The sequence below is a fragment of the Pseudomonas lactucae genome, assembly GCF_036688725.1.
In the GTDB taxonomy this organism is placed as follows: domain Bacteria; phylum Pseudomonadota; class Gammaproteobacteria; order Pseudomonadales; family Pseudomonadaceae; genus Aquipseudomonas; species Aquipseudomonas lactucae.
Map to the genome: position 1 here is coordinate 98,211 of NZ_JAQQPT010000014.1, position 24,702 is coordinate 122,912.

The 24,702-nt window shown below is 60.7% G+C and carries 21 protein-coding genes and 1 pseudogene; 15 read left to right on the forward strand and 7 right to left on the reverse strand.

Features of this window, described 5'->3' with window-relative positions; translation table 11 throughout:
- Positions 1–2 precede the first annotated feature (2 nt).
- On the reverse strand, positions 3–821 hold the full coding sequence (gene ppsR / locus V6M90_RS17445; RefSeq protein WP_003175525.1) for a posphoenolpyruvate synthetase regulatory kinase/phosphorylase PpsR: 819 nt from the start codon (positions 819–821) through the stop codon (positions 3–5).
- Between the two features lie 178 nt (positions 822–999).
- Between ppsR and ppsA the strand changes: the two genes are divergently transcribed.
- From ppsA to V6M90_RS17485, 8 genes are all read left to right on the forward strand, one after another.
- On the forward strand, positions 1,000–3,375 hold the full coding sequence (gene ppsA / locus V6M90_RS17450) for a phosphoenolpyruvate synthase (protein WP_003175524.1): 2,376 nt from the start codon (positions 1,000–1,002) through the stop codon (positions 3,373–3,375).
- A gap of 107 nt (positions 3,376–3,482) precedes the next feature.
- Entirely contained in the window at positions 3,483–4,472 is a 990-nt protein-coding gene (locus V6M90_RS17455) for an alpha/beta fold hydrolase (protein ID WP_332846852.1), read from the forward strand.
- Positions 4,473–4,659: 187 nt separating this feature from the next.
- Positions 4,660–5,151, forward strand: a complete 492-nt coding sequence (rraA, locus tag V6M90_RS17460) for a ribonuclease E activity regulator RraA (protein ID WP_003175522.1) — start codon at positions 4,660–4,662, stop codon at positions 5,149–5,151.
- Positions 5,152–5,176: 25 nt separating this feature from the next.
- Entirely contained in the window at positions 5,177–6,172 is a 996-nt protein-coding gene (locus tag V6M90_RS17465; protein WP_003175521.1) for a zinc transporter ZntB, read from the forward strand.
- A gap of 86 nt (positions 6,173–6,258) precedes the next feature.
- Positions 6,259–6,504, forward strand: a complete 246-nt coding sequence (locus V6M90_RS17470) for a hypothetical protein (protein ID WP_003175520.1) — start codon at positions 6,259–6,261, stop codon at positions 6,502–6,504.
- Positions 6,505–6,506: 2 nt separating this feature from the next.
- Positions 6,507–7,331 carry a mechanosensitive ion channel family protein gene (locus V6M90_RS17475; protein ID WP_003175519.1) on the forward strand — a complete coding sequence of 275 codons (825 nt, stop codon included), beginning with the start codon at positions 6,507–6,509 and terminating at the stop codon, positions 7,329–7,331.
- A gap of 87 nt (positions 7,332–7,418) precedes the next feature.
- Positions 7,419–8,009, forward strand: a complete 591-nt coding sequence (sigX, locus tag V6M90_RS17480) for an RNA polymerase sigma factor SigX (protein WP_003175518.1) — start codon at positions 7,419–7,421, stop codon at positions 8,007–8,009.
- 107 nt (positions 8,010–8,116) lie between these two features.
- A complete protein-coding gene (locus tag V6M90_RS17485) occupies positions 8,117–9,097 on the forward strand; it encodes an OmpA family protein (RefSeq protein ID WP_003175517.1) in 981 nt (326 codons plus the stop codon).
- Positions 9,098–9,157: 60 nt separating this feature from the next.
- Here V6M90_RS17485 and cobA read toward each other — a convergent pair whose 3' ends face one another.
- The 5 genes from cobA to V6M90_RS17510 form a co-directional block, all read right to left on the reverse strand.
- Entirely contained in the window at positions 9,158–9,898 is a 741-nt protein-coding gene (gene cobA / locus V6M90_RS17490) for a uroporphyrinogen-III C-methyltransferase (protein ID WP_003175515.1), read from the reverse strand.
- Positions 9,899–9,924: 26 nt separating this feature from the next.
- A complete protein-coding gene (locus V6M90_RS17495; protein WP_332846853.1) occupies positions 9,925–11,595 on the reverse strand; it encodes a bifunctional protein-serine/threonine kinase/phosphatase in 1,671 nt (556 codons plus the stop codon).
- Entirely contained in the window at positions 11,595–12,806 is a 1,212-nt protein-coding gene (locus tag V6M90_RS17500) for a nitrate/nitrite transporter (RefSeq protein WP_003175512.1), read from the reverse strand. The genes V6M90_RS17495 and V6M90_RS17500 overlap by 1 nt, the downstream gene beginning before the upstream one ends.
- Before the next feature lie 210 nt (positions 12,807–13,016).
- Complete coding sequence (locus V6M90_RS17505; protein WP_003175511.1) at positions 13,017–13,592, reverse strand: ANTAR domain-containing response regulator; 576 nt, start codon at positions 13,590–13,592, stop codon at positions 13,017–13,019.
- Positions 13,593–13,605: 13 nt separating this feature from the next.
- Entirely contained in the window at positions 13,606–14,832 is a 1,227-nt protein-coding gene (locus tag V6M90_RS17510) for a CmpA/NrtA family ABC transporter substrate-binding protein (protein ID WP_003175510.1), read from the reverse strand.
- 272 nt (positions 14,833–15,104) lie between these two features.
- Here V6M90_RS17510 and sctC point away from each other — a divergent pair.
- The 5 genes and pseudogenes from sctC to V6M90_RS17535 all read left to right on the forward strand — a co-directional run.
- A pseudogene (gene sctC / locus V6M90_RS17515) lies at positions 15,105–16,541 on the forward strand (type III secretion system outer membrane ring subunit SctC); the annotation flags it as partial.
- Positions 16,542–16,559: 18 nt separating this feature from the next.
- Complete coding sequence (locus V6M90_RS17520; RefSeq protein WP_042945925.1) at positions 16,560–16,778, forward strand: FliM/FliN family flagellar motor switch protein; 219 nt, start codon at positions 16,560–16,562, stop codon at positions 16,776–16,778.
- Positions 16,779–16,931: 153 nt separating this feature from the next.
- On the forward strand, positions 16,932–17,327 hold the full coding sequence (locus V6M90_RS17525; protein WP_003175507.1) for a winged helix-turn-helix domain-containing protein: 396 nt from the start codon (positions 16,932–16,934) through the stop codon (positions 17,325–17,327).
- The gene (locus tag V6M90_RS17530; protein WP_003175506.1) at positions 17,320–17,781 is read left to right on the forward strand and encodes a transglycosylase SLT domain-containing protein; all 462 of its coding nucleotides are present in this window, start codon (positions 17,320–17,322) and stop codon (positions 17,779–17,781) included. The genes V6M90_RS17525 and V6M90_RS17530 overlap by 8 nt, the downstream gene beginning before the upstream one ends.
- 86 nt (positions 17,782–17,867) lie before the next feature.
- Complete coding sequence (locus V6M90_RS17535) at positions 17,868–18,896, forward strand: quinone-dependent dihydroorotate dehydrogenase (protein ID WP_003175505.1); 1,029 nt, start codon at positions 17,868–17,870, stop codon at positions 18,894–18,896.
- Positions 18,897–19,020: 124 nt separating this feature from the next.
- Here V6M90_RS17535 and rmf read toward each other — a convergent pair whose 3' ends face one another.
- Positions 19,021–19,236 carry a ribosome modulation factor gene (gene rmf / locus V6M90_RS17540; RefSeq protein WP_002553055.1) on the reverse strand — a complete coding sequence of 72 codons (216 nt, stop codon included), beginning with the start codon at positions 19,234–19,236 and terminating at the stop codon, positions 19,021–19,023.
- A 531-nt stretch (positions 19,237–19,767) separates the two neighbouring features.
- Here rmf and rlmKL point away from each other — a divergent pair.
- Together rlmKL and V6M90_RS17550 are read left to right on the forward strand one after the other, a co-directional pair.
- On the forward strand, positions 19,768–22,032 hold the full coding sequence (rlmKL, locus tag V6M90_RS17545; RefSeq protein WP_042945135.1) for a bifunctional 23S rRNA (guanine(2069)-N(7))-methyltransferase RlmK/23S rRNA (guanine(2445)-N(2))-methyltransferase RlmL: 2,265 nt from the start codon (positions 19,768–19,770) through the stop codon (positions 22,030–22,032).
- Positions 22,033–22,174: 142 nt separating this feature from the next.
- A complete protein-coding gene (locus V6M90_RS17550; RefSeq protein WP_042945132.1) occupies positions 22,175–24,562 on the forward strand; it encodes a sensor domain-containing diguanylate cyclase in 2,388 nt (795 codons plus the stop codon).
- Positions 24,563–24,702: the final 140 nt, after the last annotated feature.

Sequence of the window (24,702 nt, forward strand, 5' to 3'; positions counted from 1 at the left end):
GGTTATTTGAACCGCCGCTCGACACCCTTCTCCACCAGAATCTTCGCCGAAATTTCTTCCACCGAAAAATGCGTGGAATTGATGTGCGCAATATTCTCGCGCCGGAACAGATTTTCTACTTCGCGCACTTCGAACTCGCACTGGGCGTAGCTGGAATAGCGGCTATTGGGCTTGCGCTCGTTACGAATGGCCGTGAGGCGGTCCGGGTCGATAGTCAGGCCGAACAGCTTGTGCGAATGCGCACGCAGGGCGGCCGGTAGGGTCAGGTGCTCCATGTCGTCTTCGGTCAGCGGGTAGTTGGCCGCGCGAATGCCGAATTGCATGGCCATGTACAGACAAGTGGGCGTTTTGCCGCAGCGCGACACGCCGACCAGGATCAGGTCGGCCTTGTCGTAGTAGTGGGTGCGGGCGCCATCGTCGTTATCGAGGGCGAAGTTCACCGCCTCGATACGCTCCATATAATTGGAGTTGTGCCCAATGGAATGGGACTTTCCGACGGAGTAGGAGGAATGTTCGCTCAACTCCTGCTCAAGCGGCGCCAGGAAGGTGGAGAAGATGTCGATCATGAAACCATTCGACGTTGCGAGAATCTCACGGATGTCCTGGTTGACGATGGTGTCGAAAATGATCGGGCGAAAGCCGTCTTTTTCAGCCGCCAGATTGATTTGTTGTACCATGGCCCGCGCTTTATCCACGCTGTCGATGTAAGGCCGTGTGAATTTGGCGAAGGTAACGTTTTCGAACTGCGCCAGCAGGCTTTGGCCCAATGTTTCGGCTGTGATGCCGGTGCCGTCGGAAATAAAGAAAGCAGATCGTTTCATTTGAGCCCTGGGCCTTAAGCTGATGACGAATCTTGGATATGATAGGCGCGATTTTGCCGTCCCATGGTGGGCCGCATTCTCACTTATTTTCCAGGTCCAGGCCACAAACGGCGGTATTCGCTCCTACTGAGCAGCCGGCGTCCTGAGCTTTTCCAACACAGTTAGTGGAGAGATCACCTTGGTAGAGTACGTAGTTTCCCTCGATAAGCTCGGCGTCCATGATGTAGAGCATGTGGGGGGCAAGAACGCATCCCTCGGCGAGATGATCAGTAATCTTGCAGGCGCAGGTGTGTCGGTGCCCGGTGGTTTCGCCACCACGGCCCAGGCCTACCGTGATTTCCTCGAGCTGAGCGGCCTCAACGCTCAGATCCACGCCGCGCTGGATGCCCTGGACGTCGATGACGTCAACGCCCTGGCCCGGACCGGTGCCCAGATCCGTCAATGGATCATGGAAGCCGAGTTCCCCGAGAAGCTCAACGAAGAAATCCGTACCGCCTTCGCCGTACTGTCGGCCGGTAACCCGGACATGGCCGTTGCCGTGCGCTCCTCGGCCACCGCCGAAGACTTGCCGGACGCGTCCTTCGCCGGCCAGCAAGAGACCTTCCTGAACATCCGCGGCGTGGAAAACGTGATCCGTGCGGCCAAGGAAGTGTTTGCCTCCCTCTTTAACGACCGCGCCATTTCCTACCGCGTGCACCAGGGTTTCGACCACAAGCTGGTCGCCCTGTCTGCCGGCGTGCAGCGTATGGTGCGTTCGGAAACCGGCACCGCCGGCGTAATGTTCACCCTCGATACCGAATCGGGCTTCCGTGACGTGGTGTTTATCACCGGTGCCTACGGCCTGGGCGAAACCGTCGTACAAGGCGCGGTCAACCCGGACGAATTCTACGTTCACAAGCACACCCTTGAGGCCGGCCGCCCGGCCATCCTGCGCCGCAACCTGGGCAGCAAGGCCATCAAGATGATCTACGGCGACGAGGCCAAGGCCGGTCGTTCGGTAAAAACCGTTGAAGTCGACAAGGCCGAGCGCGCACGTTTCTGCCTGACCGACGCTGAGGTCAGCGAACTGGCCAAGCAAGCGATGATCATCGAAAAGCACTACAAGTGCCCGATGGACATCGAGTGGGCCAAGGACGGTGACGACGGCAAGCTGTACATCGTGCAGGCCCGTCCGGAAACCGTGAAGAGCCGCACTTCGGCCAACGTCATGGAACGCTACCTGTTGAAAGAAACCGGCACCGTGCTGGTGGAAGGCCGTGCCATCGGCCAGCGCATCGGCGCCGGCAAGGTGCGGATCATCAAGGACGTGTCCGAGATGGACAAGGTCCAGCCCGGCGACGTACTGGTTTCCGACATGACCGACCCGGACTGGGAACCGGTCATGAAGCGCGCCAGCGCCATCGTTACCAACCGTGGCGGGCGTACCTGCCATGCGGCGATCATTGCTCGTGAACTCGGGATCCCGGCGGTAGTGGGCTGCGGCAACGCCACCCAACTGCTCAAGGATGGCCAGGGCGTAACCGTTTCCTGCGCCGAAGGCGACACCGGCTTCATCTTCGAAGGTGAGCTGGGCTTCGACATCAAGCAGAACTCCATCGACGCGATGCCGGACCTGCCGTTCAAGATCATGATGAACGTCGGCAACCCCGACCGTGCCTTCGATTTCGCGCAGTTGCCGAACGCCGGTGTGGGCCTGGCCCGCCTGGAGTTCATCATCAACCGCATGATCGGGGTGCACCCCAAGGCCCTGTTGAACTACGACGGCCTGCCGCTGGATATCAAGGACAGCGTCGACAAGCGCATCGCCGGCTACAACGACCCGGTGGGCTTCTACGTCGAGAAGCTGGTGGAAGGCATCAGCACCCTGGCTGCTGCGTTCTATCCGAAAAAGGTCATCGTGCGTCTGTCGGACTTCAAGTCCAACGAATACGCCAACCTGATCGGCGGCAAGCTCTACGAGCCGGAAGAAGAAAACCCGATGCTGGGCTTCCGTGGCGCCTCGCGTTACATCAGCGAAGCGTTCCGTGACTGTTTCGAGCTCGAATGCCGTGCCCTCAAGCGCGTGCGCAACGAGATGGGCCTGACCAACGTCGAGATCATGGTGCCGTTCGTGCGCACTCTGGGCGAAGCGAGCCAGGTGGTGGACCTGTTGGCTGAAAACGGCCTGTCCCGTGGTGAAAACGGCCTGCGCGTGATCATGATGTGCGAACTGCCATCCAACGCCATCCTGGCCGAAGAGTTCCTGGAGTTCTTCGACGGCTTCTCCATCGGCTCCAACGACCTGACCCAGCTGACCCTGGGCCTGGACCGCGACTCGGGGATCATCGCCCACCTGTTCGACGAGCGAAATCCTGCGGTCAAGAAGCTGCTGGCCAACGCCATCCAGGCCTGTAACAAGGCCGGCAAGTACATCGGCATCTGCGGCCAGGGCCCATCCGACCACCCTGACCTGGCCAAATGGCTGATGGAACAGGGCATCGAAAGCGTCTCGCTGAACCCCGATTCCGTGCTGGAAACCTGGTTCTTCCTGGCTGAAGGCCAAGCGTCCGCCTAAGGCCGCTACGTCAAAAAGTGCCGGTCACTCGTCGAGGGTGACCGGCATTCTTATCTGTACAGGGCGGGAATCCTTGTGGACGCCGCCCTTTTTTGTGCAAGAGCATTATGCAAAGCAGCAGCAACCTGTTTCCTGTCGCCCTGATCAGCGCTGAACGTCGTGGCGACCTGAGTGAAGATGTGTACCGCCTCAAGCCCGGCAACAGCCCCGACGGTACCGTCGAGCTGGCGGTGACGCGTTTGGGCCTGGCCGATGTTCCGGAAAACCGCGGCATTCCGGTTATTTTGTTGCATGGCAGTTTTTCCAATCGGCGCTTCTGGTATTCCCCCAAGGGCATCGGCCTGGGCGCCTATCTGGCACGCCAGGGCTTTGATGTGTGGATTCCGGAAATGCGCGGCCATGGCCTGTCCAAACGCAATCACGATTATGTGAGAAATCGGGTCGCCGACTATGCGCGCTACGACTTGCCGGCCATCGGTGCGTTTGTGCGCGAGCAAAGCACGCAGATCCCGCACTGGATCGGTCATTCCCTCGGCGGGATAACCCTGGCTGCCGCCTTGGGCGGGCAATACCTGGGGCCGCCGGCGGTGGCGTCGGTGGCGTTGTTTGGCAGCCAGGTGAGTCGCACGCATTGGCCGTTGAAAATCCCGCCAGTGGAGTGGGGCAGCCGCTTGGTGCTCAAACGCCTTGCCCAGTTGTCCGGGCCGCGATTCAAGCGCGGCCCCGAGGATGAGCCGGCCGGAGTGCTGATTGAGGCGATGCGCTGGAATGGCCTGTTCGGGCGGTTCGGCGAGCGCGAGCGTGATTGGTGGAAGGGCTTGGCGGACGTCGATGTGCCGCTGCTGGCTGTCAGCGCCGCGGGCGACCAGCAAGACCCGGACTGGGCCTGCCGCAAGTTGTTCGAACAAGTCGGCGCCGAGCATCGCCAGTACCTGTGCCTGGGCCGCCGGCAAGGTTTTATCGAAGATTTCGGACATGTACAGATGCTGGTCAGCAAGGCGGCCCAGGTGGAAGTGTGGCCGCTGGTGGTGCAATGGTTGAAAGACCCGCTTACACCGTTGCTTGGCGCACCGGCCGAGGCGCTGGCCACGGTATGACGCAGAGCGCTGCCAAGGGCGTTTCGCTCCTGCGAGGTTGCGGCTAAGATATGACGCGTTAAACGCTTCTGGTCATATTCAGTCGCTTCGTCGCTATTGCGTTGCGACGAAGCGAGTGGGATGTTGCGCACCGGCCTCGCTGGCGCTTCTTTCGAAAGACACTTCTTTGGCAGAAAGGAATTTTTCAATGAACCATTACGTGACCCCAGACCTGTGCGACGCCTACCCGGAGCTGGTGCAGGTGGTCGAGCCGATGTTCAGCAATTTCGGCGGCCGAGATTCCTTTGGTGGCGAAATCGTCACCATCAAGTGCTTCGAAGATAACTCGCTGGTCAAGGAACAAGCCGACCAGCCGGGAGCTGGCAAGGTGCTGGTGGTCGACGGTGGTGGTTCGCTGCGCCGCGCGTTGCTGGGCGACATCATTGCCGAAAAAGCCGCGAAAAACGGTTGGGAAGGGCTGGTGATCTACGGTTGCATCCGTGATGTCGATGTCATTGCCCAAACCGACCTGGGCGTTCAGGCCCTGGCCAGCCATCCGATGAAGACCGACAAGCGCGGCATCGGCGACCTGAACGTGGTGGTCACGTTTGCCGGTGTGACGTTCCGCCCGGGTGAGTACATCTACGCCGACAACAACGGTGTGATCGTCTCGCCCAGCCCGCTGCAAATGCCTGAATAAACCGCAATAGCCGATAGGGGGGAGGATGTTCGAGGAAGAAAACGCGCAATGGGGGCTGGTGCATGCCCTGGTGCTGGACGGTAAAGGCGGTGCGCGTTCGATTGCCCGGACTGAGCTCGACGAGTTGCAGTTGCAACCCCAGGAAAGCCTGTGGCTGCACTGGGATCGCAGCCATCCGCAAACCCAGACGTGGCTGCGCAAGTCCAGTGGGCTGAGCGAGTTCGCCTGTGACCTGCTTCTGGAGGAGAACACCCGTCCACGTCTGTTGCCGTTGCCGGATGCCGAACTGCTGCTGTTCCTGCGCGGGGTCAATCTCAACCCAGGAGCCGAGCCGGAAGACATGGTCTCGGTGCGTATTTTTGCCGCCGCCAGCCGGGTGATTTCCCTGCGCTTGCGTCCTTTGCGGGCCACTGACGAGCTGTTGGTGCAACTGTCGGAAGGCAAAGGGCCGAAAACGGCGTCGGAACTCATCCTTTATATGGCGCAGTACTTGACCAATAAAGTGCAGGATCTGGTCACCGACCTGTCCGAAATCGTCGATACCGAGGAAGAAAAGCTCGATACCGACGAACGGTATACCCCCGAGCACGGCAGCATTTTGCAAATTCGTCGACGAGCCGCTGGGCTCAAGCGATTCCTGGCGCCGCAGCGGGATATTTTTGCCCAACTGACGCGGATCAAATTGCCCTGGTTCTGTGACGACGATGCCGATTACTGGAACGAATTGAACAACAGCCTGACCCGTTACCTGGAAGAGCTCGAATTGACCCGGGAGCGCGTGGGGCTTGTACTTGAGGCCGAAGACCGCCGCCTGAGCGTACGCATGAACCGCACCATGTACCGCTTCGGGATCATCACCGGGATCTTCCTGCCGATGAGCTTTTTGACCGGCTTGCTGGGCATCAATGTGGGGGGCATACCCTTCTCGGCGAGCCCTTACGGATTCATGATCGCGTGCCTGTTGATGGTGTCGGTGGCACTCGGACAATGGTGGCTATTTCGACGATTGCGCTGGGTTTGAGCTGAATATGACCTGAACGTAGGAAGGGTCCCATGTGACCCAACGAATTTTACCCTCGTCTTTTAAAACACTTGCGAGAGGTCTTTATGCACGATCCGTTCGAACAGTCTTTGCGTGACATGCTCAATGCCTCGCCGTCCAACCGCGACGACGACGCCTGCCTGGGCCGCGTGTTGAAAACCGCCAACCGTCAGGTTGGGGCGGGTGATCTGTTCAGTCTGCTCGGTCGTTGGTTGCCGGCGTTGATGATGGCCCTGAACAATGGTTCGGCGCACGTCTCACCGGTTTCCCGTCGTAAACCTCTTGCTCGCACTGCTGATAAGGCTGATTGAATATGGAACTTGATCTCTGGACCCAGAGCCTGGTCACCGCGATGACCGCATTGTGGACCAAGGTGGCGAACTTCATTCCCAACCTGTTTGGTGCCCTGGTCCTGGTGTTGCTGGGCTTTGTCGTGGCCAAGCTGCTCGACACCTTGCTGTCCAAGCTGCTCGCAAAACTGGGCCTTGACCGCCTGATGGCGGGTACCGGCCTGACCAAATTGCTGGGACGTGCAGGGCTGCAGGTGCCGATCTCCACGTTGATCGGCAAGATCGTCTATTGGTTTGTCCTGCTGATTTTCCTGGTTTCTGCGGCTCAGTCCCTTGGACTTGAGCGAGTTTCAGCTACGCTCGACATGCTGGCGCTGTATTTGCCTAAGGTTTTCGGCGGCGCGCTGGTATTGCTGGTGGGCGTTCTGCTGGCGCAACTGGCCAATGGGCTGGTGCGTGGCGCCGCGGAAGGCGTGGGGCTGGACTACGCGGCCGGCCTTGGGCGAATTGCCCAAGGCCTGGTGATCATCATCAGTATTTCGGTCGCGATCAGCCAGTTGGAGGTCAAGACTGACCTGCTCAACCACGTGATCGTGATTGTTTTGATTACCGTTGGTCTGGCCGTTGCGCTGGCCATGGGCTTGGGAAGCCGGGAAATTGCCGGCCAGATTCTTGCGGGAATCTATGTGCGTGAGTTGTATCAGGTGGGCCAACAGGTACGTGTGGGCGAGGTCGAAGGGCAAATCGAGGAGATCGGCACAGTCAAGACGACCGTGCTGACCGATGACGGCGACCTGGTGTCGTTGTCCAATCGGATTCTCCTGGAACAGCAGGTCAGTAGCCGCTAACCCGGCAAACCCTGCTAATGTACGCCGCCGCGAACCCGGCTGACCGGGCTGTGGCGGACATTGACCTGACTGTCGGCACGACTTGTTTTGAATAAAGCCCAAACGCTGTCCACGCGCTATGACCCCCGTGAGCTCTCTGATGAGGAGTTGGTCGCGCGCGCGCACACGGAGCTGTTTCACGTCACACGCGCGTACGAAGAATTGATGCGCAGATATCAACGCACTTTGTTCAACGTTTGTTCAAGGTATTTAGGGAACGATAGAGATGCGGATGATGTCTGTCAGGAAGTGATGCTCAAGGTGCTGTACGGCCTCAAGAACTTCGAGGGCAAATCGAAGTTCAAGACCTGGCTCTACAGCATCACGTACAACGAGTGCATCACGCAGTATCGTAAGGAACGGCGAAAGCGTCGCTTGATGGACGCTCTGAGTCTCGACCCCCTTGAGGAGGCGTCCGAAGAAAAGGCGCCGGCACCCGAGGAAAAGGGCGGACTTGATCGCTGGCTGGTGTATGTGAACCCGATTGACCGGGAAATTCTGGTGCTACGTTTTGTCGCAGAGCTGGAATTTCAGGAAATCGCCGACATCATGCACATGGGTTTGAGTGCTACAAAAATGCGTTACAAACGTGCTCTAGATAAATTACGTGAGAAATTTGCGGGCGAGACTGAAACTTAGTGCTTGGCAAATATCTCTTACGTGTAGGCAAGTTCTGTTAGACTTGTCGCCGAGTTGTCCCCCGGTTTGTGGGACTGCTTTACAATCACCAGATGGGGATTTAACGGATGAAACTGAAAAACACCTTGGGCTTGGCCATTGGTTCTCTTATTGCCGCTACTTCTTTCGGCGTTCTGGCACAAGGCCAAGGCGCAGTTGAAGGCGAGCTGTTCTACAAGAAGCAGTACAACGATAGCGTCAAGCACATCGAAGACGGCTTCAATCCTGGCGCTCGCATCGGTTACTTCCTGACCGACGACCTGTCCTTGAACCTGTCCTACGACAAGACCAACCACACCCGTTCGAACGACGGTACTGGCAACCAGAAGATCAAAGGTGATACCGGCAGCCTCGTTGCCCAATACCACTTCGGTCAAGCTGGCGTAGACAGCCTGCGTCCATACGTAGAAGGCGGTTTCGGCCACCAGAGCCGTACCAACGTTCAAGCTGACGGCCACAGCGGTCGCGACCAGACTACCTTCGCTACCGTTGGTACTGGCGTGAAGTACTACTTCACCAACAACCTGTACGCTCGTGCCGGTGTTGAAGCTGACTACGGTCTGGACAACGGCAAGTGGGACTACTCCGCACTGGTCGGCCTGGGCGTGAACTTCGGCGGTAACGCTGGCGCAGCAGCTCCAGCTCCTACCCCAGCACCAGCTCCAGAGCCAACTCCAGAGCCAGAAGCTCCAGTTGCTCAGGTTGTTCGTGTTGAGCTGGACGTGAAGTTCGACTTCGACAAGGCCGTTGTTAAGCCTAACAGCTACGGCGACGTGAAAAACCTGGCCGACTTCATGGCTCAGTACCCAGCTACCAACGTAGAAGTTGCTGGTCACACTGACTCCGTAGGTCCAGACGCTTACAACCAGAAGCTGTCCCAGCGTCGTGCTGACGCTGTTAAGCAAGTCCTGGTTAAAGACGGCGTGGCTCCTAGCCGTGTAACTGCTGTAGGTTACGGCGAATCCCGCCCAGTTGCTGACAACGCAACTGAAGCTGGTCGTGCTGTTAACCGTCGCGTAGAAGCGTCGGTTGAAGCTCAAGCTCAGTAATTACTGAGTGGTAGAAAAAAGCCCGGCTTAGGCCGGGCTTTTTTTCGCCTGAAATTTGCCTCAGGCACTGGCTGCTGCGAGGTATGCGGCCTGTTCGCTGCCGGCGACACGGCCGATCACCAGGATCGCCGGGCTCTTCAAGGCAAATGCCTGCGCGTCCTCATGCATGCGGGACAGCTCGCTGCGACACTCACGCTGCTGAGGCAGCGATGCGTTTTCGATCATCGCCACCGGCATATCCGCCGCCATCCCGCCGTCGAGCAATTGCCGACGAATCTCTTCCAGCTTCGCCACGCCCATGTACACCACCAGCGTCGTCCCGCCTTCGGCCAGCGCGCGCCAATTGAGGCTGCTGTCGTCTTGCGTGTGCGCCGTGACCAGGGTCACACCTCGGCTCACACCCCGCAAGGTCAAAGGAATCGCGCAATGGGTGGCACCCGCCAAGCCGGCGGTAATTCCGTTGACCAACTCTACCTCGACGCCGCGTTCGCGCAGCCACACAGCCTCTTCGCCACCGCGTCCGAAAATGCATGGATCACCGCCCTTGAGCCGCACCACACACTTGCCCTGGCGCGCGTAACGCAGCATCAGGCGGTGGATAAAGTCCTGCGGGGTCGAGCGGCAGCCACCGCGTTTACCCACGGTGATCACTCGCGCCTCGGCGCAGTGCTCCAGTACCGCCGGGTTGACCAGGTCATCGATCAACACCACATCGGCTTCGTGCATGGCGCGTACCGCCTTGAGGGTCAACAACTCCGGGTCGCCGGGGCCTGCGCCCACCAGCCAGACTTTTGCATTCATGGGGGTTCCCTCGTGTAGAGATGACATCAGCCGTGAAAAAGTGAATACAGCAGCACCAGGTTGATCAGCAGAGACAGCAGTGCCAGGGTTCGCCAGACCTTCAAGGGTTCACGCTCCAGCAACGGCCTGGGACGAATGCTCAGCTCTTGGCGGTCTGCGTGTTCCAGGACCAGCAACCATTCTTCTGCGGTTTCGTAGCGTTGTGCCGGTTGTGCGGCCACCGCCCGTTCCAGGCTCAGTGGCAGCCAATCCGGCAGGTCGGGGCGATAACGACTCGCGTTGACCGGTTGGGCGAATTTGGGGCGTTGGAAGGCTTCGATTTCGCCGTAGGGGTAGTGCCCGGTGAGCAGGTAATACAGCGTGACGCCCACGCTGTATAAATCCTGCCGGGCCGTAGGCCGCTCGCCATTGAAAGCCTCGGGCGCGATAAAGCTTGGGGTGCCGGGCAGCATATGGGCGCGGTCTTCTGAAAGGCCTGGGCAATAGGCCAGGCCAAAATCCAGCACACGCAGTTCACCGTCGTCCCCCAGCAGCAGGTTTTCCGGCTTGATATCGCGGTGCAGGATCTGCCGCCGGTGCAGCATGCCCACGGCCCGCAGCAAACGCTCGGCCACGGCCTGCCATTGCGCCAGGGGCAATGGGCCCTGGCGCTGGAACAGTTCGGCCAGGGTTTGCCCGGAATATTCGCGCATGACGTAGTACAAATGCTGGCGTGCACTGGCCGCATGCACTTCAGGAAACGCTCGCCCGGCCACCCGCCGCAAAAACCATTCCTCCGACAGCAGTGCCTGGCCGGCGTCGTTGTCGTCGTCACGGGTCAGGGGCAGTGTTTTCAGGAGCCAGGATTGTTGTTGGGCATCGCGCACCCGGTACAGCAACGACTGTCGGCTGTGGGCCAGCACCGCATCTACCTGCCAACCTTCAAAGTGTTGGCCGGGTTTCAACGGCGGTGGCAGAGGCCATTGTTGTAATTGCACCAGGGCATCGCCCAGGGTGGCTTCGCCGAGGGTATCGATACGTACCAGCAAGGCGCTGGCATTGTCTTGGCTGCCGGCCAGGTGCGCAGCGTTGACCAGGGTGTTGACTGCCTGGTCCAGGTCAGCTTGTTCGCGCAGGATCGCACGGATGCTGTGATCGCCCAGGGTGGCCCACACGCCATCGCTGAGCAGCAGGAAACACTCGCCTTCGCGCAACTGGCCATCGAGAAAATCCACCACCAGGTGCTGATCCAGGCCAAGGGCGCGCTTGAGCACATGCTGCATGCCCGGCTGCTCCCATACGTGATCTTCGCTGATGCGCTGCAACTCGCCGTCCAGCCAGCGATAGGCCCGGCAGTCACCCACATGCGTCAGGGTAAAGCGCTGGCCGCGAAACACCAGGGCACTGAGGGTGGTCAGCAAGGGCTGCCCACCGCCATTGGCCTGCAGCCAGCGATTCTGTGCAAGCAGCAAGCGCTCCAGCGCCTGGGCCACGCCCCAGGTTTGCGGCGTGGCGTAGTAATCCAGGGCCAGGGCCTGCAAGGTTGAGCGTGCGGCCAGGCCGCCGTCGGCGCACTGGCTGACACCGTCGGCCATGGCACACAGGTAACCTTTGCTCGCGGCCAGTTCCGCCACGGGTGTCACCACCCGCAGCGCATCCTGGTTTTCGGCCCGTGGGCCGATGGCGCTGGCCTGGGCAACGCTCAGTTGCAGGCTCATCAGACGCGCGCGGCGGTCACGGCGGCCGAACCCCAGGTGGTTCTCCAGCGACGCTTGACGCCATGCAGGCCAAACCAGGCCAGCACGCCCAGGCTGGCGAACAGCCACAGGGCCAATTGATAGCTGCCGGTGCTCTGCTTGATCGCACCCATGCCCGCCGCGAGGGCGAAACCACCGATGCCGCCGGCCATGCCGATCAGGCCGGTCATTACGCCGATCTCACGACGAAAGCGCTGCGGTACCAGTTGGAATACCGCGCCATTGCCCGCGCCCAGGCCGAGCATGGTGCAGACGAACAGTGCCAGCGCCGCGTAGGAGCTGGGCAGGTTGAAACCCACCGCCGCGATGCAGATCGCCGCCACGCTGTACATGCCCAGCAGCGTACGAATCCCGCCGAAGCGATCGGCCAGGGCGCCGCCCAGGGGACGCATCAGGCTGCCACCGAACACGCAGGCAGCGGTGTAGTAGCCGGCGGTCACCGGGCTCAGGCCGTACTGGTCGTTGAAGTAGCCGGGCAGGGCACTGGCCAGGCCGATAAAGCCGCCGAAGGTCACGCTGTAGAAGAACATGAACCACCAGCTGTCGCGGTCGCCCAGGGCCTTGAAGTAGTCAGCCATGGATTTGGCTTTCGGGCGCTCAGGGGCATTTTGCGCGAGCCAGGCAAAGACGATCAGGGTCAGGATCAGCGGAATCAGCGCGAAACCGAACACGTTGCTCCAGCCAAATGCCGCCGCCAGTACCGGCGCCAGCAGGGCGGCGAATACAGTGCCCGAGTTACCGGCACCGGCGATGCCCATGGCCTTGCCTTGATGCTCGGCCGGGTACCACTGCGATGCCAGCGGCAGGGCCACGGCGAACGAGGCCCCGGCCATGCCGAGGAACAGCCCCAGCAGCAAGGCTTGCTCGTAGCTGTGGATCCCCAGTTTCCAGGCGCCGAACAAGGCAACGATCACAATCACCTGGCCGATCATCCCGGCGGTCTTGGGCGACAGCCTGTCCGCCAGCATGCCCATCAGGAAGCGCAGCACCGCGCCGGCCAGGATCGGCGTAGCCACCATCAGGCCGCGTTGCTGGGTGGTCAACTGCAAGTCCGCGGCGATCTGCACCGCCAGGGGGCCCAACAAATACCAGACCATGAAGCTCAGGTCGAAATACAGGAACGCGGCAAACAGGGTCGGGGTGTGCCCGGATTTCCAGAAGCTTGATTTCATCACGCACCTCAACGGTTGGGAGTCTTGTAAGAAGGCCTGTGATGGAGTCGCCGACGAAGGCCACCCCACCGGCCCCGTGCTGCCGGGGCCAAAACGAAAAAACGCCGCCACCGGGTTCGCGAGGGCAAACCGGATGTGCGACGTCTTTGTCGTGGAGGGGCAACCGCCGTTGGTTACCTGTGATGTTTGTTTAGCAAGAGATGAGCCAAATCAGCCGAGCAACTCACTCATGGCGATAATCTGCTCCGCCACCTGGATCAGTTTCTGCTGGCGGCTCATGGCCTGGCGGCGCATCAGGGTGTATGCCTGCTCCTCATTGCAGTCCTTCATTTTCATCAGCATGCCCTTGGCCAGCTCGATGCGCTTGCGCTCGGCCAGTTGCTGGTCACGGGCCTGCAACTGGGCGCGCAAGGCCTGGTCGCTTTCGAAGCGGGCCATGGCCACGTCAAGGATCGGTTGCAGGCGCTGGGCCTGGATGCCTTCGACGATGTAGGCGCTGACGCCGGACTTGATCGCCTGGCGCATCACGTTCGGGTCGTGTTCGTCGGTAAACATCACAATCGGTCGCGGCTGGTCGCGGCTGACCAGCACCACTTGCTCCATCACATCACGGCCTGGTGACTCGGTATCGATCAGGATCACATCCGGGCGCACCGTTTCGACGCGCGCCGGCAAATCGATAATCAGGCCGGACTCATCGATCACCTCAAAACCGGCCTCGATCAGTGCGGTTCTGAGGCGCCCGACTTTGCGTGGGGTGTCATTGATCAACAGGATTCGCAGCATGGACGTGCTCCTGTCAGCGCGAGGCTTGGCGGTTGGCGGGTTCGGCCAGCGCGTGCAGGCGAAAGCTGCGGGCGTAGGCGGCCGGGTCGGAGCCGTCCCAGACCTTGCCGTCGATCAATTGGCTGCTGCGCATGTCCTGGTCCGCAGCGGTGATGCCCAGCGCCTCGGCGGCCTGGCGATACAGCGCCAGTTGCTGCACCTGGCGGGCAACGCCGAGGTAGTCGGGGTCGTCGCGCAGCAGGCCCCAGCGACGAAACTGGGTCATGAACCACATGCCGTCGCAGAGGTACGGCAGGTTTACCTCGCCACCGGCAAAAAAGCGCAGGGCGTGGGGGTCCTGCCATTGGTTGCCCAGGCCGTCGTCATAGGCGCCCAGCAGGCGCGGTTCGATGCAGTTGAGCGGGGTGTCGAGGTAATCGCGGCCGCTGAGCAACTGCGCGGTGGAGCGACGGTTTTCGCGGCTCTCTTCAATAAAACGGCTGGCTTCGAGGATGGCCATCACCAGCACGCGGGCGGTATTGGGGTATTGATCGACGAAAGCCTGGGTGCAGCCGAGGACCTTTTCCGGATGATTGGGCCAGATCGCTTGGCTGGTGGCCAGGGTAAAGCCCTGTTTTTGCACGACGGCGCTGGCGCTCCAGGGTTCGCCGACGCAGAAACCATCAATACGTCCGGCTTGCAGGTGCGCGACCATTTGCGGCGGCGGGACCACGACGCTGTCCACGTCCTGCAACGGATGAATACCCTGGCTCGCCAGCCAGTAATACAGCCACATGGCGTGGGTGCCTGTGGGAAAGGTCTGAGCGAAGGTCAGTTTTGTTCGGCTTTGGTGCACATGGCGGTCCAGTGCCTCAGGAGTGACCACTCCTTGCTGCTGCAATTCGTGGGACAGGTTGATGCTTTGACCGTTCTGGTTCAGGCCCATCAACACGGCCATGTCGGTGGGCACGACGCCGCCGATGCCCAGGTGTACGGCGTAGATCAGCCCGTACAGGCTGTGGGCCGCGTCCAGTTCGCCGCTGACCAGCTTGTCCCGCAGGTTGGCCCATGAGGACTGGCGCTTGAGGTTCAGGGTCAGGCCATAGGGTTGAGCGAAGCCCTGGGTGGCCGCGACCACCAGGGACGCACAATCGCTCAAGGCCATGAAGCCCAGGTCGAGGCTGCTCTTTTCCGGGGCATCACTGCCGTTGACCCATGCCAGCGGATCGTTCATCGGGCTGTTGCCAACCGAATCGTTCATCAACACCTACCTTTTCTTTCAAAAAAAAACGTCGCTCCCTCGGATGGCGCTGCAAGCCATTGCGGGTAACGACGCCTTTGTCCGTAAGCCCGTTCCGCCGTTGGCGCGTGCTTTGATACAGAGTGCAAAGCAAGGCACATGCCACGGATCGATAGGTCAGCCGGCCGTCAACTTTCCATCAAGATTGAAACCGGGCGGCCTCGCAGTATGGCCGCTTCCCACTCCCGGTCCGCTTCAGGAAACCCAAGGTGTACGCTGACTTCACTGCATTGATGCTTCGCCTCGGGCTTTGCCGCTGGCTGCTGTTTGTCGCGCTGATGTTGGGAAACAGGCTGGTCGGTGGCGCGACCTATGAGGCACGGGACGAGAGTCTGCACAGTGTCTTCAGCGCCTTGTCGGTGCCCTTGGGCGTGCCGGTGGTCGTAAGCCGGGAGGTTGCGCGCAAGCGCTTCACCGGGGTGCTGGAACTCGACGCGCCGCAGCAGGCCCTGGAGTCGCTGGCGCTGCAATATGGCTTGATCTGGTACGGCGACGGGCAAGCGCTTTACCTCTATGACGCCAGCGAGGCGAAAAGCTCGGCGGTGGCGTTGCGGCATCTTTCCATAGACCGTTTTCGCAACCTCATGCGGCGTTCGGGGCTCGATGAGACGCGCTATCCCTTGCGCGGGAGCGAGGGGCGGACATTCTATGTGTCCGGTCCGCCCAACTATGTCGACCAGGTGTTGCGCCTGGCTCAATTGATGGACCGCCAACGCGCCGACCTGCGCATAGGCAGCCAGGCCTTTGGTGTGGTTCAAGTGCTCAACACCCATGTGGACGACCGCGAGTACGTCTTGGGCGACCAAAAGGTCAGGGTGCCGGGCATGGCATCGACGATTGAAGCCCTGCTGGTCAGTGAGCACAAGGGCCCATTGGCAGACTCAAGCCTAGGGGTGATTGCCTATACCGACACCAATAGCCTGCTGATCAAGGGCAAACCTGCGCAGGTGAAGTTTATCGAGCAACTGGTGGCGCAGTTGGATACGCCCAAACGGGCCATCGAGGTCTCGTTGTGGCTGGTGGATGTGAGCCGTGACGACATGAAGAAGCTGGACCTGGCCCGGAAGAAAAAAACCAGTGCTTCGAACGCACACATTCTGGAGCCGCTGGAGGACAAGCAATTGATGGAGCAGATCACCGCCCTGGAGCGCCGGCGCCGAGCCAGGGTGGTCACATTGCCGGTGATTCTCACCCAGGAGAATGTACCGGCCGTGTTCGAGGACAACCACACCTTCTACCTGCCGGCCTCGGATAACGACCCCGCCGACTGGAAACCTGTGCCTTATGGCGCGCAGGTGAGTGTGCTGCCGCGCATTGCCGAGGCGAATCAGATCGAAATGCTGATCAAGGTCGAGGATGGCCGCCAGGTCCGTGAAGTCGGACGACGCGGTAAACCCACCGCCGTCGGGCGCGTGAGTGTGAGCACCGTGGTGCGGGTACCTCAAGGCCGACGCCTGTGGCTCGGAGCGTTCAGGCGGGATGTGCGTGAGCAGGGGGAGGGTACGGCACGCAACGGCCTTGCCGAGGTTCGTCTGTTCGTGCTTCAGGCCCGGGTCGTCAGCAGCGAATGACAGGAGATGCCTGCAGGCTCGGCGCCAAGGCCGTTGACCGTGGCGCGCTACGACCGCGAGCAACCTGCGTGTGTGCGACCGGCTCGTGATCTCTCTCCATCAATAAGGCCTTCATCCATGCACCTGGAAATTCTTCTGCAGGAACAACTGGTAAGCCGCAAGCGCTTGGCCGCCTTTGCGCCTGGGAAAGTATTGCCGTTGGCTCCGACGGTCATCCACGGCGTCGAGGTACGGGTCAATGGCCAACTGTTTGCCCTGGGTGAACTGGTGCAGTTGGAAGATCGGCTGGGGGTTGAGTTGCACGAGGTTTATCAAGAGTGGGCGCCGGATGGATAAGGAAAGGTCCTACAGGGGCATTCCTGAAATCGCTGAATGTATGGCTTTTCTCTTAGCGTGGCTTGTGAGGCGGGTTCTTATAGTCGTGACGTGGGCGCTAGCCAGTGCTGAAACTAAGGATTTCAATGTCAGTAGTCGGATGCCGAGGTCGTTATGGCCGTCGTGAATGAAGGGGGGACGACTTCCCTGGTCTTCGCCCAGTGGACGCTGCACAGCGATGGGCGACTGACCGGCGAGAGTCTGGATGTTCAACTGCCGCCCAAAGAGGGTCAGGTGCTGCGGTTGCTGCTGACGTCCGGCGGTGTGCTGATGACCAAGGATCACTTGCTGGAGCAGGGGTGGCCCCAGGGCGAGGTTTCCGAGGAATCGCTGACACGCTGCATCTATTCGCTGCGCAAACACCTTGGCGTCGACAAACCGTTCATCAAGACGATCTATGGCCGAGGGTATCGCTTTATATGCCCGGTGCGGGTCGAGATGCGTGCGCCGGCCCCTGTCGAAGAAGCGGCAACGGTGTGCTCAGCCTGTGGGCACGTCTGCCATGGGTAGTTGCTGGCGCGCAGTGCTGTTGTTTGGGATTTTGATGAGCAGTCAGCAGGCATTGGCCTTTTGCTGGGAAGAAACTGCCCGTCGCTACAATATCGAACCGGAGTTGTTGCAGGCCATCGCTGCCGTGGAATCGGGTTATCGTCCAGAAGCCATTAACCCCGCCAACCGTAATGGCACCCGGGATATCGGCCTGATGCAAATCAACAGCATCCACTTGCCCCGTCTGCTCCAGTCAGGCATTACCGAGCAGCGGCTATTGAATGAGCCCTGTCTGTCGGTGGAGGTGGGGGCGTCAATATTGGCCGAATTCATCCAGCGTTTTGGCTATAACTGGACGGCGGTGGGTGCCTATAACGCGGGCCCAGGCACTGGGCCGCAGCGTGAGGCACTGCGCAGGCGCTACGCAGAAAAAATCTGGGCGCATTACGAGGCTCTGGTGCAGCGGCGTTATTGACGATTGGACGGCACGCCTCGCGTGCATGGCGTGTCCCCGGCTATAATCGCCGCCACCTTTCGTCGCCATCCGAGTCTAGCCCGCCCATGTATACCCTGGCCCGCCAGCTGTTGTTCAAACTCTCCCCGGAAACCTCCCACGACCTGTCCCTGGACTTGATCGGTGCCGGTGGCCGCCTGGGGCTCAATGGTCTGGTATGCAAGGCGCCGGCAAAGATGCCGGTGTCGGTGATGGGCCTGGACTTCCCCAACCCGGTCGGGCTGGCGGCCGGTCTGGACAAGAACGGCGCGGCCATCGACGGTTTTGCGCAACTGGGGTTCGGCTTTGTCGAAATCGGCACTGTGACGCCGCGCCCGCAGCCGGGCAATCCCAAGCCACGCATCTTTCGCCTGCCGGAAGCCGAGGCGATCATCAACCGCATGGGCTTTAACAACCTGGGCGTCGATCACTTGCTGGCGCGGGTTCAGGCGGCGAAGTACAAGGGCATCCTGGGTATCAATATCGGCAAGAACTTCGACACGCCGGTGGAGCGTGCGGTGGATGACTACCTGATCTGCCTGGACAAGGTCTATGCCCACGCCAGCTATGTCACCGTCAACGTCAGCTCGCCTAATACCCCGGGCCTGCGCAGCCTGCAGTTTGGTGACTCGCTCAAGCAGTTGCTCGAAGCCTTGCGCCAGCGTCAGGAAGACCTCGCGGTGCGTCATGGCAAGCGCGTGCCGCTGGCCATCAAGATCGCCCCGGACATGAGTGACGAAGAAACCGTATTGGTCGCCCAGGCCCTGGTGGACTCCGGTATGGATGCGGTAATCGCCACCAATACCACCCTGAGCCGTGTCGGCGTCGAAGGCCTGGCCCATGGCGACGAAGCGGGCGGGCTGTCGGGTGCGCCGGTACGCGACCAGAGCACCCATATCGTCAAGGTGTTGGCTGCCGAGCTGGGCGGGCGCTTGCCGATCATCGCGGTCGGAGGCATCACCGAAGGCAAGCATGCGGCCGAGAAGATTGGCGCCGGTGCCAGCCTGGTGCAGTTGTACTCCGGGTTTATCTATAAAGGGCCTGCGCTGATTCGTCAGGCGGTGGATGCGATTGCCGCTTTGCCCAAACGCGCCTGATCGACGGCCATTAAAAAGGGCTCCATAAAGGAGCCCCCTGGGCCGAAGCCCGCCGCCCGGATAGGACGTGCGTGGTTAAGTCGTTACAGATTCAAAGGTGGTATGTCGGAATTAAGTGCCCTGATTAGCCGACGGCGTGAAGTTCGTTGAGTCTGTGGATGCCCGCAGTGCCTGTCATACCGTCCCAGTTGTCGCCGCGTCCTTCTCGCCAGCCGTTAATCCAGGCTTGGCGTACCGACGGTAGAGTAAATGGGCAAAGCTCACGGGATTTGCCATGAACGCCATATTGATATCCGCGTAAAAATGCTCTTTCCAACGGATCACGCTTAAGTCTTCTCATAGGGTGTTTCCCTCACTTGTTGACTGTCTAGATATCCTTCGGCCTCGTCTGGGGCCGGGCAGAGTTTTTCTGCCGTTGGTGGGCTCGCTGCCGGCGTGGCGAGCCGATGTGTCGGCGTCGTTACGGCGCCAACCTGTGTTGAGTTCTAACCAATAGGTCACATGGATTCAATGATCGTTTTGTCATAAGCACGTAACGATAACGATGCTATAGCCATAAGCTGGGATGGCTTTTCGCCCCATTTGTCGGTCAAAGCCAGCTATGATGCACCCTGCCAAGAAAAAAGATTCAAATCCTGGCTGAGAATGCCCGCCTGTTGCAGTCGGTTATTATTCGACGAAGGGTCGGAATATTTCTTTTTGTTGCTTCAAATTCTTCTTCTGCCCCGTCAATAAAGGCCCAAGGGCCCGTCAGACAGGGTGGAGCGGCACATTCGTGCCACGCGAGCACTCTTCAAGAAAAGTGCTTGATTGAAAACCGAGCCGGCGATGCGTCGCCCGTTCATCTATTGCTGAAAAGCCTGGAATGCCCATGTCGGACCGTTTTGAACTCTTCCTCACCTGCCCCAAGGGCCTCGAAGGCCTGCTGATCGAGGAAGCCGTCGGGCTTGGCCTTGAGGACGCCCGCGAGCACACCTCGGCCGTGCGCGGCATGGCCGACATGGAAACCGCCTACCGCCTGTGCCTCTGGTCGCGCTTGGCCAACCGTGTGCTGCTGGTGCTCAAGCGCTTCCCGATGAAGGATGCCGAGGACCTGTACCACGGCGTGCTGGATATCGAATGGGCCGACCACATGGTCCCCGACGGTACACTGGCGGTGGAATTCAGCGGCCACGGCTCGGGCATCGACAACACCCACTTCGGCGCGCTGAAGGTCAAGGATGCGATTGTCGATAAATTGCGCACCCCGACCGGCGAACGTCCGTCCATCGACAAAATCAACCCGGACCTGCGCATCCATCTGCGCCTGGACCGTGGCGAAGCCATCCTGTCCCTCGACCTCTCCGGCCACAGTCTGCACCAACGCGGTTATCGCTTGCAGCAAGGTGCGGCGCCGCTGAAGGAAAACCTGGCGGCCGCGATCCTGATCCGTTCCGGCTGGCCGCGTATCGCTGCCGAAGGCGGCGCGCTGACCGACCCGATGTGCGGCGTCGGCACCTTCCTGGTCGAAGGCGCGATGATCGCCGCCGACATGGCCCCCAACCTGAACCGCGAACTGTGGGGCTTCACCACTTGGCTTGGTCACGTCCCGGCACTGTGGAAAAAACTGCACACCGAGGCGGCCGAACGCGCGGCTGTCGGCATGAACAAAGCGCCGCTGTGGATTCGTGGCTATGAGGCCGACCCGCGCCTGATCCAGCCCGCGCGCAACAACATCGAGCGCGCAGGCCTGAGCCACTGGATCAAGGTGTATCAGGGCGAAGTGGGCACCTTCGAACCGCGCCCGGACCAGAACCAGAAAGGCCTGGTGATCTGCAACCCACCCTACGGCGAGCGCCTGGGGGATGAAGCCAGCCTGTTGTACCTCTACCAGAACCTTGGCGAGCGTCTGCGCCAGGCGTGCATGGGCTGGGAGGCGGCGGTGTTCACCGGCGCGCCGGACCTGGGCAAGCGCATGGGCATCCGCAGCCACAAACAGTATTCGTTCTGGAACGGCGCCTTGCCGTGCAAGTTGTTGCTGATCAAGGTCAACCCGGACCAGTTCGTCACCGGCGAGCGGCGTACCCCGGAGCAGCGCCAGGCCGAACGCGAGCAGGCCGCCTACGACCAGGCGCCGACCGAGCCGCTGGAACGCCAGTACAACAAGAACGGTAACCCGATCAAGCCCGCTCCGGCCCCGGTGGTCGAGCAGGCACGCTTGAGCGAAGGCGGGCAGATGTTCGCCAACCGCTTGCAGAAGAACCTCAAGTTGCTGGGCAAGTGGGCCAAGCGCGAAGGCGTGGATTGCTACCGCGTGTATGACGCCGATATGCCCGAATACTCCATGGCCATCGACCTGTACCACGATTGGGTCCATGTACAGGAATATGCCGCGCCCAAGTCCATCGACCCGGAAAAAGCCTCTGCACGCATGTTCGATGCGCTGGCGGCGATTCCCCAGGCGCTGAACATCGACAAGAACCGCGTGGTGGTCAAACGTCGCGAGCGTCAGAGCGGCACCAAGCAGTACGAGCGCCAGAGCGCCCAGGGCAAGTTCACCGAGGTCAGCGAAGGCGGCGTGAAGTTGCTGGTCAACCTCACCGATTACCTGGACACCGGTCTGTTCCTCGACCACCGCCCGATGCGCATGCGTATTCAGAAAGAAGCGGCCGGCAAGCGTTTCCTCAACCTGTATTGCTACACCGCCACCGCGAGTGTGCACGCCGCCAAGGGCGGGGCGCGCAGCACCACCAGCGTCGACCTGTCCAAGACCTACCTGGACTGGGCCCGTCGCAACTTCTCCCTCAACGGGTTCTCCGACAAGAACCGCCTGGAGCAGGGTGACGTGATGGCGTGGCTGGAGGCCAGCCGCGATGAGTTCGACCTGATCTTCATCGACCCGCCAACCTTCTCCAACTCCAAGCGCATGGAAGGCATCTTCGACGTGCAGCGTGACCATGTACAGTTGCTCGACCTGGCCATGGCCCGCCTCGCGCCGGGCGGCGTGCTGTACTTCTCGAACAACTTCCGCAAGTTCGCGCTCGAGGACAACCTCAGCGCCCGCTACGCGGTCGAGGAAATCAGCGACAAGACCATCGACCCGGATTTTGCGCGCAATGCCAAGATCCACCGGGCCTGGAAAATCACCGCTCGCTGATAAGGCGTAGCCAAAAAGCCGTAAGCCTGGTTTATTCCGCGCTTGCGGCTTTTTTGCGCTGGTCAAACCCTGGGGTGATAGCTATAACTTAAGGCCTAGCCAAAGTGACACCCCCCGCACGCTGGCGTTGTGAGTGTTGCTTATGTCGTTGCAAGCCGTCCGCCCGAAAATCCTAGGTTTTATCAGTGAACAGGCCTCGGCCTGGCTGGTGGCATTGGTGGTGTTTTTGGCAGGGTGTGCCTTGACGGTCATCGTTGCCTGGGCCGCCTCCGATCTCTACCAGCAACAGGTGCGCCAGCGCTTTCAGTTGCTGGTCAACGAGCGCTATACCCGCCTGCAGGAGCGCTTCGAAGACCAGGAGCAACGCCTGAACAGCCTGCGACGGTTCTTCGTCAACTCCAGCGATGTGTCCCGCGAAGAGTTCGATGGCTTCGCCCAGCCTTTATTGCTGCGTGCCCGCGCCTATGCCTGGGCCCCTCGGGTGTTTCGCGAGCAGCGCAGCCGGTTTGAGCAGGAGGAGTCACGCCTGCGCGGCGAGCCCTTTGCGATCCGTGAATTGAACTCCGCCGGTGAGTTGGCCCCTGCGCCTGCGCGCGATGAATACGTGCCAGTACTCTACATTCAGACACAAAGCCTGGTGGGCTCACCCCTGGGCTTTGACCTTATGGCCCAGCCCCTGCGACGCTCAGCTCTTGAGCGTGCGCGGGCGAGCGGTGGTTTGGCGGTGTCCCAACCCATGCAGCTGGTGGGCGTGGAGCCCGCGTACGCCGCCGGAGTGCTGCTCGTAGCCCCGGTCGCCTCCGAACAGTCGGCGACTGAGGTGCGTGGCTACGTGATGGCGGTGATCAGCATGCGCCAACTGGTGGCCGACGGCTTGCCCAAGCCTGCGCGGGACAACCTGGTGATGCAGATCGTCGATACCTCCGATGTGCAAAAACGCGTGCTGTACGCTTCCAGCAATGCCCCGGCGGACAGTGAGCTGGTCGGCGCGCGCCGCCTCACCCTGGGTGACCACGTCTACGCCCTGACCCTGCGTCCGAGCCAGGTGTTCGCCCAGGCCAACCATTCCTCGCTGACGACTGTCCTGACCATGGGTGGGCTGCTCAGCCTGTTGTTCAGCGCCTTGCTCTACGTGTTGGTCAGCCAGCGCCAGCGCGCGCTCAAGCTGGTGGAGCAGCGCACCGCGGAGTTGCACCAGCGCGAACAGGAGTTGCGCGGCGCCCATGGTCAACTGCGCAGCGTGCTGAACGCCGCCACCCAGGTCGCGATCATTGCCACCGACCTGCGCGGTGTCATCAACACCTTCAATGCCGGTGCCGAGCAGATGCTCGGGTTCAGCGCCGAGCAGGTGGTGGGGCGGTTGACCCTGGAGAGCCTGCACCTGGCACCAGAACTGGAAGCGCGCTCCGCCAGCCTGAGTGTGACCCTGGGCAAACGTATTCCCGCGAACCAGGCGATGCTGGTGGAAAGCCCCGACTCCTTGCATGAAGCCCGTGAATGGACGTTGATACGCTTGGACGGCAGCCCGTTGACCGTGAACATGCTGGCCACCGTGTTGCTGGATGATCACGGCTTATGGGTCGGGCATTTGGCGATTTACCTCGACATCACCGAGCAGAAGCGCGCCTACGAAGCGTTGGCCGCGCGCGATCGCTTGCTCAAGAAACTCAGCGCCCACGTACCCGGCGGGATCTTTCAATTCACCCTGGAACCTCAGGAAAACTGGCGCTTTATCTACGCCAGTGATGGGATGCGCGACATTTACGAAATCGAGACAGGCGTGTTGCAGCAGGACGCGAAGAAGGCTTTCGAGCGTATTCACCCGCTGGACGTGGAGCGCGTGCGCGCGTCGATTCGTTTGTCGGCGTTGCAGTTGAGTCATTGGCGCGAAGAGTACCGCGTGCAATTGCCACAACGCGGTTTACGCTGGATTCGTGGCGAAGCGACCCCCGAGGAATTACCGGGCGGCGGTACGCTGTGGCACGGTTACGTGTCGGATATCTCCGATCTCAAGCGTGTTGAAGAAGAACTGCGCGCGCTGTCCATCACCGATTCCCTGACCGGGATTCACAACCGTCGGTATTTCCAGGATCGTCTCAAGGCCGAGATGGTAAGGGTCAACCGTACGTCCGGGGCCTTGTCGGTGATCATGCTGGATATCGATCATTTCAAGCGCATCAACGATAAGTACGGGCACGCGGTCGGTGATGGGGTATTGCAGGAACTGTGCAAGCGCATCAGTCAACGTTTGCGCCGCACCGATGTGTTCTGCCGTTTGGGCGGTGAGGAGTTCATGGTGCTGTGTCCCGGCACCGATGGTGAACAGGCCTACAGCCTGGCGGAGGATTTGTGGCGGGTGCTGCGCAACGCGCCGATGGAGCCGGTGGGCATCGTGACCGCCAGCTTCGGCGTGGCCAGTTGGCGCGTCGATGAGGGCATCGACGGGTTGCTGTTGCGCGCCGACTCGGCGGTGTACGTGGCCAAGCAGGCGGGCAGGGATCGGGTGGAGGCAGAGAAAGTACAGGCGTGAAAATGGGGAAGGGGGCTTGCCCTGATGCCAGTCAGTTAAGGGACAACACTGTATTTGTGGCGAGGGAGCTTGCTCCCGTTGGGCCGCGAAGCGGCCCCGCTCTTGTTTACAAAGAATGGGACTGCTGCGCAGTCCAACGG

What these genes read in the sequence shown, in the direction of transcription:
- V6M90_RS17505 (WP_003175511.1), bottom strand. Translation starts at nt 13,592, where the DNA reads ATGCTGCGAATCCTGTTGATCAATGACACCCCACGCAAAGTCGGGCGC.
- cobA (WP_003175515.1), bottom strand. Translation starts at nt 9,898, where the DNA reads ATGAATGCAAAAGTCTGGCTGGTGGGCGCAGGCCCCGGCGACCCGGAG.
- V6M90_RS17525 (WP_003175507.1), top strand. Translation starts at nt 16,932, where the DNA reads ATGGCCGTCGTGAATGAAGGGGGGACGACTTCCCTGGTCTTCGCCCAG.
- V6M90_RS17475 (WP_003175519.1), top strand. Translation starts at nt 6,507, where the DNA reads ATGGAACTTGATCTCTGGACCCAGAGCCTGGTCACCGCGATGACCGCA.
- rlmKL (WP_042945135.1), top strand. Translation starts at nt 19,768, where the DNA reads ATGTCGGACCGTTTTGAACTCTTCCTCACCTGCCCCAAGGGCCTCGAA.
- V6M90_RS17485 (WP_003175517.1), top strand. Translation starts at nt 8,117, where the DNA reads ATGAAACTGAAAAACACCTTGGGCTTGGCCATTGGTTCTCTTATTGCC.
- V6M90_RS17465 (WP_003175521.1), top strand. Translation starts at nt 5,177, where the DNA reads ATGTTCGAGGAAGAAAACGCGCAATGGGGGCTGGTGCATGCCCTGGTG.
- ppsR (WP_003175525.1), bottom strand. Translation starts at nt 821, where the DNA reads ATGAAACGATCTGCTTTCTTTATTTCCGACGGCACCGGCATCACAGCC.
- V6M90_RS17470 (WP_003175520.1), top strand. Translation starts at nt 6,259, where the DNA reads ATGCACGATCCGTTCGAACAGTCTTTGCGTGACATGCTCAATGCCTCG.
- V6M90_RS17510 (WP_003175510.1), bottom strand. Translation starts at nt 14,832, where the DNA reads ATGAACGATTCGGTTGGCAACAGCCCGATGAACGATCCGCTGGCATGG.
- V6M90_RS17530 (WP_003175506.1), top strand. Translation starts at nt 17,320, where the DNA reads ATGGGTAGTTGCTGGCGCGCAGTGCTGTTGTTTGGGATTTTGATGAGC.
- rmf (WP_002553055.1), bottom strand. Translation starts at nt 19,236, where the DNA reads ATGAGAAGACTTAAGCGTGATCCGTTGGAAAGAGCATTTTTACGCGGA.
- V6M90_RS17550 (WP_042945132.1), top strand. Translation starts at nt 22,175, where the DNA reads ATGTCGTTGCAAGCCGTCCGCCCGAAAATCCTAGGTTTTATCAGTGAA.
- V6M90_RS17500 (WP_003175512.1), bottom strand. Translation starts at nt 12,806, where the DNA reads ATGAAATCAAGCTTCTGGAAATCCGGGCACACCCCGACCCTGTTTGCC.
- V6M90_RS17520 (WP_042945925.1), top strand. Translation starts at nt 16,560, where the DNA reads ATGCACCTGGAAATTCTTCTGCAGGAACAACTGGTAAGCCGCAAGCGC.
- rraA (WP_003175522.1), top strand. Translation starts at nt 4,660, where the DNA reads ATGAACCATTACGTGACCCCAGACCTGTGCGACGCCTACCCGGAGCTG.
- V6M90_RS17535 (WP_003175505.1), top strand. Translation starts at nt 17,868, where the DNA reads ATGTATACCCTGGCCCGCCAGCTGTTGTTCAAACTCTCCCCGGAAACC.
- V6M90_RS17455 (WP_332846852.1), top strand. Translation starts at nt 3,483, where the DNA reads ATGCAAAGCAGCAGCAACCTGTTTCCTGTCGCCCTGATCAGCGCTGAA.
- V6M90_RS17495 (WP_332846853.1), bottom strand. Translation starts at nt 11,595, where the DNA reads ATGAGCCTGCAACTGAGCGTTGCCCAGGCCAGCGCCATCGGCCCACGG.